This window comes from Agarivorans sp., assembly GCF_050295395.1.
Classification (GTDB): Bacteria; Pseudomonadota; Gammaproteobacteria; order Enterobacterales; family Celerinatantimonadaceae; genus Agarivorans.
Genome location: NZ_JBNKPP010000086.1, coordinates 16,440 through 29,248, shown reverse-complemented (window position 1 = coordinate 29,248; position 12,809 = coordinate 16,440). Strand labels below are relative to the sequence as shown.

Annotated in this window: 11 protein-coding genes; 5 read left to right on the top strand and 6 right to left on the bottom strand. The window is 46.3% G+C overall.

Annotated features, from left to right (window positions below):
• Both ACQY6Q_RS05025 and amt read left to right on the top strand, forming a co-directional pair.
• A partial coding sequence (locus ACQY6Q_RS05025; RefSeq protein ID WP_427978611.1) for a GNAT family N-acetyltransferase occupies positions 1-711 on the top strand: 711 nt, incomplete at its 5' end.
• A 388-nt stretch (positions 712-1,099) separates the two neighbouring features.
• Positions 1,100-4,177 (top strand): ammonium transporter, encoded by a 3,078-nt coding sequence (amt, locus tag ACQY6Q_RS05020; RefSeq protein WP_427978608.1) that lies wholly within the window; start codon positions 1,100-1,102, stop codon positions 4,175-4,177.
• 49 nt (positions 4,178-4,226) lie between these two features.
• Here the strand turns inward: amt and ACQY6Q_RS05015 are convergent, their stop codons facing one another.
• The 3 genes from ACQY6Q_RS05015 to leuC form a co-directional block, all read right to left on the bottom strand.
• The gene (locus tag ACQY6Q_RS05015; protein ID WP_427978606.1) at positions 4,227-5,732 is read right to left on the bottom strand and encodes an alpha-isopropylmalate synthase regulatory domain-containing protein; all 1,506 of its coding nucleotides are present in this window, start codon (positions 5,730-5,732) and stop codon (positions 4,227-4,229) included.
• Positions 5,733-5,824: 92 nt separating this feature from the next.
• Positions 5,825-6,442: a 3-isopropylmalate dehydratase small subunit gene (leuD, locus tag ACQY6Q_RS05010; protein ID WP_427978604.1), complete on the bottom strand. Its 618-nt coding sequence runs from the start codon at positions 6,440-6,442 to the stop codon at positions 5,825-5,827.
• A gap of 48 nt (positions 6,443-6,490) precedes the next feature.
• On the bottom strand, positions 6,491-7,894 hold the full coding sequence (leuC, locus tag ACQY6Q_RS05005; protein WP_427978601.1) for a 3-isopropylmalate dehydratase large subunit: 1,404 nt from the start codon (positions 7,892-7,894) through the stop codon (positions 6,491-6,493).
• 387 nt (positions 7,895-8,281) lie between these two features.
• Here leuC and ACQY6Q_RS05000 point away from each other — a divergent pair, with 387 nt between their 5' ends.
• Positions 8,282-10,423, top strand: coding sequence for an alpha-amylase (locus ACQY6Q_RS05000; protein WP_427978598.1), 2,142 nt, complete (start codon positions 8,282-8,284; stop codon positions 10,421-10,423).
• Positions 10,424-10,497: 74 nt separating this feature from the next.
• Here the strand turns inward: ACQY6Q_RS05000 and ACQY6Q_RS04995 are convergent, their stop codons facing one another.
• Positions 10,498-10,941: a dCMP deaminase family protein gene (locus tag ACQY6Q_RS04995; RefSeq protein WP_427978596.1), complete on the bottom strand. Its 444-nt coding sequence runs from the start codon at positions 10,939-10,941 to the stop codon at positions 10,498-10,500.
• 174 nt (positions 10,942-11,115) lie between these two features.
• Between ACQY6Q_RS04995 and ACQY6Q_RS04990 the strand changes: the two genes are divergently transcribed.
• Complete coding sequence (locus ACQY6Q_RS04990; protein WP_427978593.1) at positions 11,116-11,472, top strand: MerR family transcriptional regulator; 357 nt, start codon at positions 11,116-11,118, stop codon at positions 11,470-11,472.
• A gap of 60 nt (positions 11,473-11,532) precedes the next feature.
• Positions 11,533-11,907: a carboxymuconolactone decarboxylase family protein gene (locus ACQY6Q_RS04985; protein WP_427978590.1), complete on the top strand. Its 375-nt coding sequence runs from the start codon at positions 11,533-11,535 to the stop codon at positions 11,905-11,907.
• Between the two features lie 42 nt (positions 11,908-11,949).
• On the opposite strand, the gene ACQY6Q_RS04980 is transcribed toward ACQY6Q_RS04985, so the two are convergent.
• Positions 11,950-12,582 carry a DUF2959 family protein gene (locus tag ACQY6Q_RS04980; RefSeq protein WP_427978587.1) on the bottom strand — a complete coding sequence of 211 codons (633 nt, stop codon included), beginning with the start codon at positions 12,580-12,582 and terminating at the stop codon, positions 11,950-11,952.
• Entirely contained in the window at positions 12,579-12,809 is a 231-nt protein-coding gene (locus ACQY6Q_RS04975; RefSeq protein ID WP_427978585.1) for a hypothetical protein, read from the bottom strand. The genes ACQY6Q_RS04980 and ACQY6Q_RS04975 overlap by 4 nt, the downstream gene beginning before the upstream one ends.

Sequence of the window (12,809 nt, the reverse complement as noted above, 5' to 3'; positions counted from 1 at the left end):
TTTATTAGCCAGTCCTTGGCCGAGCAAATGGCGCAGCAAGCCATGCTAATCCGCCAGGGTGTGCAGTTTCAGTGGATTAACCGCGGCTACCGAGACTTTCAAGAGTATTTAGCCAGTTTTACCTCACGCAAACGGAAGATGGTCAACAAAGAGCGGCGTTTGGCTCAGTCGGCGGTGGAAGCGATTCACTGGCGTTATGGTAACGAGCTTAGTCAGCCGCAGCTACAGGCGTTTTATCAGTGTTATCAATCCAGTTATCTTAAGCGCGGCCATAAACCTTATTTGTCACTGGGCTTTTTTAAACAGTTATGTGAACAAATGGGGCATTCGATGTTGTTTATTCAAGCAGAACAAGCGCAGCAAGTGGTGGCCAGTGCCTTGTTCTTTTTTGACCAAACCTCCTTATACGGGCGGTATTGGGGTTGTATACAAGAGCTTGAAATGCTGCATTTTGAATTGTGTTTTTATCAGGGAATAGAGTTTGCCTTGGCCAAGGGCCTAAAGGAGTTTAATCCTGGTACCCAAGGTGAGCATAAGCTATTGCGAGGTTTTGAGCCCATCACCACCTATTCGGCTCACTATGTGGCCGACCCAACCTTTGCCAGCGCCATTGCGCAGTTCTGCGAGGAAGAGCGAGCCCATATGGACAGCTATAAACAGCAGTGTCTGTCGTTGTTACCCTTTAAACATCAAACCGTCCTTGGCGCTTAGCGCTGAGTTTTATCTTTATCCTCGAATAGTCACAGCCGATACCTTAGTGCCGTGAGACGCTGCGACTTAGCGAGTGCTTGATGAATAAAGTGCAGGGTTGAATTTTATGCCTTAGCGCTAGGTTTTATTCAGTTTGTAATCCAAAGCTCCTTTCTTTACAGCCAGTTAGCCTTAGTAAATGAAGAATAATCTTGCTAAGTATAGGGTCAATATGGTACTCATTGATTGATATTTACACTTATTGAGTGCTTAACTAAGCAAAACTATTCCGCTTTGTCGACCTTGTTATGGCTGGCAGGGTGAAGCACCTGAGACTCAAAGGATGAGCTCAGAAGAGTAGTTAAACGGTGCGCTTAGAGACAACAGCGGCGAAGCTAAAGGAAGGCTAATGGAATATTCATGGCTGTTAATTACAGCTTTCTTAGTATTTATCATGCAGGCAGGCTTCTTATGCCTAGAAACCGGTAAAATCCGCAGTAAAAACAGTATTAACGTTGCCGCAAAAAACATATCTGACTTTATCATCGCCGTTCTTATTTATTGGGCCTTTGGCTTTGCACTGATGTTTGGTGAAAGTCAAAACGGCCTTTGGGGAGGCAGTGAGTTCTTCTTTGGCGACCAGCAAAGTCCTTATCAAATTAGCTTCTTTTTGTTTCAAACCATGTTCTGTGGCACCGCCGCTACCTTATTATCTGGCGCAGTGGCCGAGCGTATGTCGTTTGTTGGCTATCTGACTATCTCCTTGGTATTAAGTGCCGTGATTTATCCGGTGGTTGGTCACTGGGCGTGGTCATCGGTATATATCGAAGGGAATGCCGGGTGGTTACAGGAGTATGGTTTTGTTGATTTTGCGGGGTCCACTATTGTTCACTCGGTGGGCGGTTATGTGGCCTTAGCCGCTATTGTGATTATTGGTCCGCGCATTGGCCGTTTTGATAACCAGCAAGCCATGCCAGTTGGGAATAACTTACCGATGTCTGTATTAGGCACCTTGTTGTTATGGTTGGGGTGGTTTGGCTTTAACGGTGGCAGCACCTTGGTATTGAATGAGCATGTGCCTAAAATTATTCTCAATACCTGTTTAGCCGCTGTAGCGGGTGGCTTGGTTAGCTCCTTATGCCATTACCGTGCGCAGCGTTTTTTTGATGTGGGCTACATTCTAAATGGAGTGATTGCCGGTTTAGTGTCTATTACCGCGGGTTGTCATGTTATGTCGACTCAGGCCGCATTGGTTGTGGGCTTGGTGGCCGGATTAGTGCTTTATTGGGGAACGCTGTGGCTTGAACAACTGAAAATAGATGATGCGCTGGGGGTGGTGCCGGCTCACTTGTTTGCTGGAATATGGGGCACTTTTTCCGTGGCTGTTTTTGGCGACCTGACACTCATTGGCACAGGTTTAAGCCGCACTGAGCAAGTCTACGCTCAGCTATTGGGAATAGTGAGCATTGGCGTATACAGCTTGAGTCTTTCGTTTATTTTACTGTGGCTGATTAATCGGTTTATTCCGCTGCGGGTTTCCAGAGAAGATGAGTTACAAGGCATGAATGTGTCTGAACACCATGCCTCTACCGAGCTAATTGACTTACTTGACTCTATGGCTAGCCAACAGAGAAGAGGGCAGTTTTCAGAGCCTGTGCCAGTGGAGCCATTTACTGAAGTGGGGCAAATTGCCGCTCAATATAATCAAGTGATTGATCGCGTAAATAGTGAAATTTCCAAAAGAGATGATGCCATCGATAGTTTTCGTGCCAGTGAAAAACGTAAGAGCGCGATTTTAGATTCATCCATGGACAGCATTATTAGTATTGATTTAGAGGGGCGGATTATCGAGTTTAATCCCGCTGCCGAACGCACTTTTGGTTACCTTAAAGAACAGGTGATAAATAAAAGCTTTATTACGCTGTTTGTGTTGCCCAAAGATCAGCAAGAAGTAGCTAGTAGCTTAGCCTTTAAGTTTTCTAGCTCTCAGGGTTTGCTCCGCCACCGGCGCAATTCGATTACCCTAACGCGTCATTCGGCCCATGAGTTTCCAGCGGAAATTACTATTACCGGTGCGTCTTTCGGTAGCAATATGGACAACGAGTTCACCTTGCACATACGCGATGTGACTCGGCAATTAAAACTACGCGATAAGCTGCGTCAGCTTGCCTATAGCGACCCCTTAACCGGCTTGTATAACCGCACCTACTTGATGGAAGCCTTAAATAAAATTGCCTCGCGTAAATATCAAGGACGCAGCCAAGTATTACTATTTTTCATGGACTTAGACCGGTTTAAAAAGATTAACGATACCCTTGGTCATAAGGCGGGAGACGAATTACTGTGTGAGGTGGCTAAGCGCTTAGTGGATGTTACCCGCGCCAGCGATATTATTGCTCGCTGGGGTGGTGATGAGTTTGTGATTTTGTTTACTGACTCGGTGAATATCGATTTAGCGCACAAAAAGGCCAATGCTATTTTGTCAATTATGCGTCAGCCACTAGAGCTAGATGGTCGGGTAATTAATATTCCTACCAGTATTGGCGTGGCTTTCGCCGATGTGGCCGAAATTAAAGCTGAGCAATTAATTCAGCATGCCGATATTGCCATGTATTACGCTAAGCAACGTGGCCGTGATAATTACCAATTGTTTGAAGCTGAAATGGCCCATCAGGCAGCGCGCAGTTTTGACTATGAACAGGAGATGCAAAAGGGGCTAAACGAGCATCAACAGTTTTCCATTGTTTATCAACCCAAGGTGAATGCCGAGCGCAGCCTACTTGGCTTAGAAGCCTTAATGCGTTGGAATCACCCACAAGAGGGCAATATTTCGCCCAGCGAGTTTATTCCCTTAGCCGAAGAGTCGGATTTGATTATTCAACTGGGTGAGTTGGCGATTGCTCAGGTTTGCCAGCAATTATATGTGTGGAAAAAACTGGCTTACCCCAAAATCGTGGTATCGGTGAATATTTCTGGTAAGCATTTAGTTTCGGGCCGCTTAGAGCCGTTTGTGAGTAAGATGTTGCAACAATATCAGCTAGACGGTGAACAGTTGGAGTTTGAAATTACCGAGGGGGTATTACTCACCGATATTGAACGTTGTATTGAAGTGATGTCGGGCTTAAAACAACTGCATATTCAAATTTCGGTGGATGATTTTGGTACCGGTTATTCTTCCTTAAATTACTTAAAACGCCTGCCCATCGATGTGCTTAAAATTGACCGCTCGTTTGTGGAAGAGTGCGCTAGTACGGTCGAGGACGGACAAATATGTTCAACCATTATTAACCTTGCTAATAACCTAGAATTGGTGACGGTGGCTGAAGGGGTAGAAACCCGTGAACAGTTAGAATTTTTGCAGCGTCATGGCTGCCATATTTACCAAGGCTTCTATTTTTATCGGCCGATGTCGGCGGATGCGATTACTCAGTTATTGCTAAAGCAGGAGCACTTATCGATAGCCGAAATGGCCTTAGACGGGAGTTAGTGGCTTAGGCTGAGAATAACAAAGGCGAGCATTGCTCGCCTTTGTTGTTTTATGCTTGACGTTGATGCAAGCGAACATTAAGCATTCGTAGTACCGCCTGAATACCAGCAAATACTTGGTTCGAGTTGATACCTCGCGTGTGGAACTGCTTATTGTCGTCGGCCCACTGAATAATACATTCGGTTAGGGCGTTGGCTTTACCACCCGGCGGGATCCGCACTTCGTAGTCAAGTAACTCGGGCATGCTAAGTTTAGCTTTACGCAGTGGCATTTCTAGAGCCTTCATGAAGGCATCAAAACCGCCGTTACCATGCCCCGAACTCTTATAGACTTCATCACCTATGCGTAGGCGGATGTTGGCCGAAGATTCTAAATCCAAGCCACTGGTGATGGAGCAATTAAGCAGCTCAATATGCGCAAAATCGTTGCTTTCCATGATGTCGGCAATGATGAAGGGCAAATCAGCTGGCGTAATCGTGGCCTTTTGATCTCCCAGCTTAACAATCTTATCCAACAGCTTTTGCTGGTTTTCGGGTGATAGTTCGATTTCCATGGCTTCAAGGTTTTTATTAATTGAAGCCTTACCGGCCATTTTACCTAGGGCATAACTGCGTTCGCGACCAAAGCGCTCAGGGCTCAGTTCGGTCATATACAAGTCACCCTTTTGGTCACCGTCGGCATGAATGCCCGCGGTTTGGGTGAATACATCGGCGCCCACAATGGGGGTATTGGCGGCTAAACGTTTACCCGAAAAGCTTTCAACCAGTTTGGCAATATTGTGAATTTCGCTTTCATCAATATTTAACTTAAAGCCGAGCTTGTCTTTTAGCACTACCGATACCTCTGCCAAGGACGCGTTACCGGCGCGCTCGCCTAAGCAGTTCATGGTGCAGTGAATCGCCTCTACGCCAGCTTCGGCAGCCGCCATGGCGTTGGCTGTAGCTAAACCGTAATCGTTATGCGGATGAAAGTTAAATTTAACTCCAGGAAAGCGCTCTATCATGTCGCTCAGACTGGCATACACTTCTTTGGGTGCCATAACACCTAGGGTATCGGGCAACATGAAATGATTAATACCTTGGTTTTGCAAAGCATCAACCAATTGGTATACGTAGTCGGGGCTATTGGCATAGCCGTTAGACCAGTCTTCTAAATAAACATTAACGGTTAAACCCTTACTATGGGCATAGCTAATGGTTTGGCGGATGTCTTCGATATGCTGATCTAGAGTTTTGCCTAGTTGGTTTTTACAGTGATTAAGGCTACCTTTGGTGAGTAGGTTGATCACTTTAGCGCCGGATTCTACGATCCAATCCACGCTTTTGTTGTTGTCGACAAAGCCTAAAATTTCAATTTTTTCTAAGTACCCAGCACCTTTAGCCCACTGGGTGAGCTGTTGTACTGCGGCTTTTTCGCCATCGGATACACGCGCGGAAGCGACTTCGATGCGGTCTACCTTTAACGACTGAAGTAGGGCTTTGCCTATGCTAACTTTTTCTTGAGGGAAGTAGGACACACCTTGAGTTTGCTCGCCGTCACGAAGGGTTGTGTCCATGAGCTGTATTGAGCGTTGTTGCTCCATAAACTACGTCTCGCAGTGAAGAGATTGGCTTGAAAGGCGCAGCAGACGCTGCGCCAGACGTACAACTACGCGCTTGGCCAAAGCCAAGGAAGTTGTTGTTTGTGTTTTTCTTCAAATTCGGCAATTTTATCTTCGAATTTCAAAGTCCAACCGATGTCATCAAGACCTTTCAATAAAGTCTCTTTACGGAAGGGGTCAACATCAAACGCAATTTCTTTACCTGCAGGAGTTTGAATTAGCTGATTTTCTAAATCGATAGTAATTTCAATACCCGGTGCGGCTTCTACTTCATCCATTAATGCTTTTAAGGTGTCGGCATCAACAACGATCGGTAAAATGCCGTTTTTAAAGCAGTTGCTAAAGAAAATGTCGGCGTAGCTAGTTGAGATGATGGTATTGAAACCATAATCGGCAATTGCCCAAGGGGCGTGCTCACGCGAGCTACCACAACCAAAGTTGTCACCGGCAATCAGAATTTTTGCGCCTTTAAACTCGGGGCGGTTTAATTCAAATTCTGGGTTTTCAGTGCCATTCTCTAGGTAGCGCCAATCGTGGAAAAGGTGAACACCAAAGCCGGTGCGCTCCACTCTTTTAAGAAACTGTTTGGCAATGATTTGGTCGGTATCAACATTGCTACGATTCATTACTGCAGCAACAGAGCTGTGTTTTTCATAAGGTTGCATATTTAACTCCAAAAATTTCACTCACATCGATAACTCAATGTGTTTACATTATTTCCAATTACGTAAATCGACGAACTTACCTTCTACGGCTGCGGCTGCGGCCATGGCTGGTGATACAAGGTGGGTACGACCCCCTTTACCTTGTCGTCCTTCGAAGTTTCGGTTTGAAGTTGATGCACAACGTTGTTCAGGTTGAAGGTAGTCACCATTCATTGCCAAACACATTGAGCAACCTGGCTCACGCCATTCCCAGCCAGCTTCAATCAGCACTTTGTCAATGCCTTCTTTTTCAGCTTGCTCTTTTACTGGGTAAGAACCCGGTACCGCAATGGCTTGAACGCCCGGCGCGACTTTTTTGCCTTTAGATACCGCTGCAATAGCGCGGAAGTCTTCGATACGGCCATTGGTACATGAACCAACAAATACCACATCAACTGTGACGTCAGTCATCTTCTTACCTGCTTCTAGGCCCATGTATTTTAGGGCGCTTTTAGCAGCTAAAGATTTAATTGAGTCTTCAATTTGGGCAGGATCTGGAATCGGTTGATCTACTGCCAGAACTTGTTCTGGTGACGTTCCCCAGGTTACTTGCGGTGCAATCTGGGCTGCATCAAGTTCAACGACAGCGTCGTACTCAGCACCTTCGTCGGTGGTGAGAGACTTCCAGTATTCTACTGCTTGATCCCAGTACTCACCTTTAGGTGCAAACTCTTTGCCTTTTAAGAAATCAAAGGTTTTTTGGTCTGGTGCGATAAGACCAGCACGAGCACCACCTTCAATGGCCATGTTACATACGGTCATACGACCTTCCATGCTTAGCGCTTCGATAGCACTACCGGCAAATTCAATAACATAACCAGTACCGCCAGCAGTACCAATTTTACCAATGATGGCGAGTACAATGTCTTTTGCAGTGGCGAATTCAGATAGTTCACCATCGACTTTAACCAGCATGGTTTTTGATTTTTTTTGTTGGATGGTCTGAGTGGCCATAATGTGCTCAACCTCAGAAGTACCAATACCAAAGGCCAATGCGCCAAATGCACCGTGGGTAGCGGTGTGGCTGTCACCACAACAAACCACCATACCTGGATGTACAAAGCCGTGCTCAGGAACCACAATGTGAATGACCCCGTTGTTGGCGTTGTTCATGTCGTAAAGATTGATGCTGTTATCTGCACAGTTTTGTGCCATTACTTCAATCTGTTTTTTACCAATTGGGTCGGGGAGAGAGGCTCGGTCGGCCACTTTGGTTGGAACACAGTGGTCCATTGTGGCCAGAATACTGTGTGGGTTACGAACTGAACGTTTAGCCATGCGTAAGCCTTCAAAGGCTTGCGGGCTGGTTACTTCGTGCATGAGGTGACGGTCAACAAAAAGGATAGATGCGCTACCTTTTGGTTCGTGGACAACATGCGCGTCCCAGATCTTTTCGTACATTGTTTTTTTCATGGCTTCCTTTACACCCTGTCTGTTGCTCTCACTCGCGCTTTTTTAGTTTATTTGTCAAGCTTAAAGCGGCTGTTTTTAACGTAAAAACTGTTTCTTTTATCGGTTTGCAGATTATGTTTATTGCAGCCCGAAATAGGCTGAAATAAGCATAATTAAGACCAAACATCATAAAACAACATCTCAGGTGCAGCAAGGGGCACGCGCTAATCAATGGCGATCTTGCGGTGAAGTAGAGCTTTTGCCAAATGAAAGCGCTGTCAGTCATAAAATTCATAAATAATCATGCTTTGTTAGTGAAAACTTAACTAGCTTTTGTTTTCATCACTCCAATATAGTTGAACAAGGTGTTTGCTCGCAGACGGCGAGGCAAAATGCCACGGAGGTTGAATGAAAGCTTTTAAACTGGGTTTGTTGAGCGCAGCTTTGGTAATGGCGGGCGGCTCGGCTAATTTGTCAGCGGCAATGATTAAAACGCCGTTGTACATGAACTACGCCGACAGTGGCGTGCATGTTGACCAGCGTTTAACATTTGCTGGCAAGAGTCGTTATAAAATTACTCTTCCGCTGGAAAAGAAAATTTACCAAGTGCAAATCTCTGACGAAGGTCAGCAGTGTGGTTTGCGCTTTGGCCCAGCCGATAATAACAAGCTGCGTTTCTCTAAGCCTCAAGCGCTAGATAACTGTGCAAACGACAAGTTTTTTGAATTAAACATTCGCTTTGCAGGCAACTATGAGCTGATTCTAGATAACAGCGATGCGGACAATCCAACTCTACAAGTGTCTCGCAAAGCCCAAGAGTCCACCTTCAAACGTAAGCCACCAGCGGTAGATTGTATTGCCTGGGACGGCAAGCCGGTGACCGTGGATGTCAGCGCTAGCTTCAGTGATGGTCAATTGGTAAAAGACTTCTACTCTGGTCAAACGCAAAAAGTCAGCCAAGGTAAAGTGACTATGCAGCCTGATCCGGCAAGCGGTGGTATCTTACTGCTTGAGGCCGCAGACGCTAAAGACAGCGCATTTTCTTGGGATAATGCCAGTGTTTATTTCATCATGACCGATCGCTTTAACAATGGTGATACCAGCAACGATTTTCCCTTTAATCGTAAGGCCGATGGCAAACAAGAAACCGGAACCTTCCAAGGCGGTGACTTCAGCGGGATTACAGCCAAGCTAGACTACATTAAAGAACTTGGCATGAATGCCATTTGGGTAACCCCCATTGTTGAGCAGATTCATGGCTTTATTGGTGGCGGAGAAAAAGGCAGCTTCCCCTTCTACGGCTACCATGGTTACTGGGCTTTAGACTTCACTAAGATTGATCCCAACCTAGGCTCTGAAGAAGACTTTGGCCGTTTCGTCGACGAAGCTCATAAACGTGGTATTCGAGTATTAGTTGACGTGGTAATGAACCATGTGGGTTACCCCACCATGGACGATATGCAAACTTTCGGCATTAATGCTATGGCGCCGGGCGCTCCTGTTCCTGAAAAATGGACTGATTGGCAACCTGATATGTCGAAAGGACAAAACTGGCACCGCTACAACAATTTTATTCGCTGGAGCTCAAGTGACTGGGCAGAGAAGTGGTGGGGACCCGATTGGGTTCGTAGCGGCATGGCCGGCTTTACCGCACCGGGTGGCGATGATATCACCATGAACTTAGCGGGCTTGCCAGACTTGCTTACCGAGAGCACTAAACACGTGGGTTTACCGCCTATTCTTAAAAATAAGAAAGACACCAAAGCGGTAGAGCGCGAGGGTTATACCGTGCTGGATTATTTGGTGGAATGGCATACCAATTGGGTGCGTGACTACGGCGTAGACGGCTTCCGCGCCGATACCGTGAAACACGTTGAACCTAAGGTCTGGGCAAAACTTAAAGACGCGGCCAGCGAGGCTTTGGCCGAGTGGAAGACTAACAACCCCGACAAAGCACTTGATGACAAACCGTTTTGGATGGTGGGTGAAGTGTGGCATCACGGTGCTTACCGCGACTTCTACTACGACAACGGCATGGACAGCTTAATTAACTTTGAATATGCCGGCGATAGTGCAGCGCTGCGTGGGTCACAGTGTTTGGCGCAAAACGAAAAAATGTATGCGACCTACGCCAAAGACATCAATAGTGATCCAAGCTTTAACTTGCTTACCTACATTAGTTCGCATGATACCAAGCTATTCTACTCAAATTATGAGGATATTCCGTTACAAGCCGGAGCGGGTACTGCCTTGTTGATGATGCCAGGTGGCGTGCAATTGTATTACGGTGATGAAAGTGCCAGGCCGCGTGGTCCGCAAACTGATGCCTTTGACTCGCCTACGCGCTCATTCATGAATTGGCAGCAAATTGAAAAAGACGCCGAGCGTCAAGCGCTGCTACAGCATTGGCAAAAAGTAGGACAGTTCCGCGATCGTCACGTAGCGATTGGTGCGGGTGAACACCATAAGATTAGCGACCAACCTTATGCCTTTAGCCGAACTAAGGGTGATGACAAAGTGGTTGTGGTATTTGCCGGTGTGGCCGAATAAGCCTTAAGGCGAAACAACAAGCGACTCGTTTGAGTCGCTTTATTTTTTGCTTAAAATCGGTGTTTAGTTGGAGCTTATTGGTCGTTGTTTACTGCGACCCAATCAACGCTAACCCCAGCCTGATTAAACATCTCTTCACTGACTTTAATTTTATCCTGCCAGCGCGAAAGAAAGTCTGCCGATTGCTCCGGGCAATGCACGGTGGTGATGCCAGTTTGAATAATCTTGGCTGCACAGTTAGGGCAGGGGAAGTGGGTCACCCAAATCTCACAAGCCGATAAGTCGCGCTTTGCAAAAAGGATGGCATTTTCTTCAGCGTGCAGGGTTTTCAACAATTTCATTTCTCGATTGTCGGTTTCGGCGCTGTCTGAGATGCCATGTGGATAACCATTAAAACCTAGCGAAACAATGCGGTTGCTTTCGGTGATAACTGCGCCCACTTGAGTTGAGGGATCTTTACTCCACGAGGCGACTAGTTCAGCCATTTGTACGAAGCGTTTCGCCCATTTAGATGCCATGTTTACTCTCTCCTTCTTATGCGTGCTTATTGTGCGGAAGATCAATCTGGCTTGCAAGATGCAATGTGCTGAGAACGCTACAAATAGTGATGCAGGCGACCAGACTTAGGCTAGCTGATTGCAAGACTAAGTTATGTTAGCTTGTGAGAGATTAATTAAGGAGTGCCAATAGCTATGAATATGCAACGCTTCTCTGAACTCAGCGGATTATCCCCACATACGCTTCGTTACTATGAAAAAATCGGTTTATTAAAACACATTCAGCGAAATAGTAGTGGCCATCGAGTATATAGCAGCAAAGATTTAACTTGGGTTGAGTTTATTGTCCGTTTGAAAGAGACCGCCATGCCGCTAGCCGATATTTTGCAATATGCCCGTTTGCGTGAACAGGGCAGTACTAGTTTAGCTGCGCGCCAAGCCTTGTTAGAAGCGCACCAGCAACAGCTTAAGCAACACATCGAGCAACAACGTACCCATCTACAGGCGCTGCAGCACAAGATTCATTTATATCAGCAGCAAAAAGTGACTTGACTTAGAGTTAACTCTAAGTTGTAGCCTAGGCTTGTGACTTAACTCAAGGAGCAAGCAGTAATGGCACAATCACGTTTTGAACTAGGCTTACAACAACTCAATAAAATAGATGGACAGGCGGGGCAACAGGTCATCGACAGCTTACAAGATATCTCGCCGGATTTAGCGCGTATGGTGATTGAGTTCCCCTTTGCCAATGTCTATCCCCGACCCGGTTTAGACTTAAAGGTGAGAGAATTAATTACCGTAGCCGCACTTACTGCAATGGCTAATTGTCAGCCGCAACTAAAGGTTCACTTACATGCGGCTTTAAATGTGGGTTGTTCTGAACAAGAAATAAAAGAAGTGATTATACAGATGGCGGTTTACGCGGGTTTTCCGGCGGCACTTAACGCCATGTTTGCGTTTAAGGAAGTGTTACAAACGCAAGATTAATCAAAGACTGGCCGCTTCAGTGTGATAGAAGCGGCCAAGCGACTAATTCATGCTGGCGATAAACTTATCAGACTCGGCAATGGCGCGGCTCATTTGTCTAATTAGCTCCGCTACGTCTTGTTCTAGGCGGGAAAACTCTTTACCCACTGCACCAATGGCGCGGGCATTGAGGTTGTGCTTTAGGTACAGTTGATTATCGTTGAGCCGACTTAATACCGGCTGCATTTGCGACTCGGCTTGGCGCATGGCGGCTAGCATGTTGCTATAACGTTGTCGGGTGGTGTCGAGCTGCTGGCGACTTTCGGCTTTTAAGCTGGCCGATTGGTATTGATCTAGCTCTTCTCGCCATTCGGCAAACAGTGCTTGGGCAACGCTATCGACTTCTTCAATGCGCTCGCTAACTTGTTCCGCGGCAGCTTTGGCATCAAGGTATTGTTCGTTGGTTTCGTCATAAACGGCTTCTAAGTCGCCGCCATCAAAATTGGTGAGGCTTTTTAAATGCTCTAAAGCGGAGCTAAATTGTTGCTGCGCTTCTTGCTGGCTTTGCTGAGTATCTTCGATACGGTCAACTAAAATTTCCCGCTTGTGATAGCCGACTTTTTCCATTGCCGAGTAATAAGTTGATTCACAGCCGGCTAGGCTAAGAATCACCAATAAAGCACCGATTAATTTCATCGTATCCCTCCTGGAACAAAACGTGCCGCGTCTACAATAGACCAAATATGAACGATCACCGAAATCACCGGTGGAATGATTAACCACCAAAGCGCATAACCTGCCGCCGTGATAAGAAAAAACAGCGCAGCAGATAAGATCCGCCCTTGTACTAATTGGCCTAGCCCTGGAATGAAAAAACTACAGATTGCCGCTAGTACGTTACCTGTAGAGCCTTGCTCAGACAT

Excerpts from the sequence above, each read along its gene's own strand:
- amt (WP_427978608.1), top strand. The coding sequence starts at position 1,100 with ATGGAATATTCATGGCTGTTAATTACAGCTTTCTTAGTATTTATCATG.
- ACQY6Q_RS05015 (WP_427978606.1), bottom strand. The coding sequence starts at position 5,732 with ATGGACACAACCCTTCGTGACGGCGAGCAAACTCAAGGTGTGTCCTAC.
- leuD (WP_427978604.1), bottom strand. The coding sequence starts at position 6,442 with ATGCAACCTTATGAAAAACACAGCTCTGTTGCTGCAGTAATGAATCGT.
- leuC (WP_427978601.1), bottom strand. The coding sequence starts at position 7,894 with ATGAAAAAAACAATGTACGAAAAGATCTGGGACGCGCATGTTGTCCAC.
- ACQY6Q_RS05000 (WP_427978598.1), top strand. The coding sequence starts at position 8,282 with ATGAAAGCTTTTAAACTGGGTTTGTTGAGCGCAGCTTTGGTAATGGCG.
- ACQY6Q_RS04995 (WP_427978596.1), bottom strand. The coding sequence starts at position 10,941 with ATGGCATCTAAATGGGCGAAACGCTTCGTACAAATGGCTGAACTAGTC.
- ACQY6Q_RS04990 (WP_427978593.1), top strand. The coding sequence starts at position 11,116 with ATGAATATGCAACGCTTCTCTGAACTCAGCGGATTATCCCCACATACG.
- ACQY6Q_RS04985 (WP_427978590.1), top strand. The coding sequence starts at position 11,533 with ATGGCACAATCACGTTTTGAACTAGGCTTACAACAACTCAATAAAATA.
- ACQY6Q_RS04980 (WP_427978587.1), bottom strand. The coding sequence starts at position 12,582 with ATGAAATTAATCGGTGCTTTATTGGTGATTCTTAGCCTAGCCGGCTGT.
- ACQY6Q_RS04975 (WP_427978585.1), bottom strand. The coding sequence starts at position 12,809 with ATGTCTGAGCAAGGCTCTACAGGTAACGTACTAGCGGCAATCTGTAGT.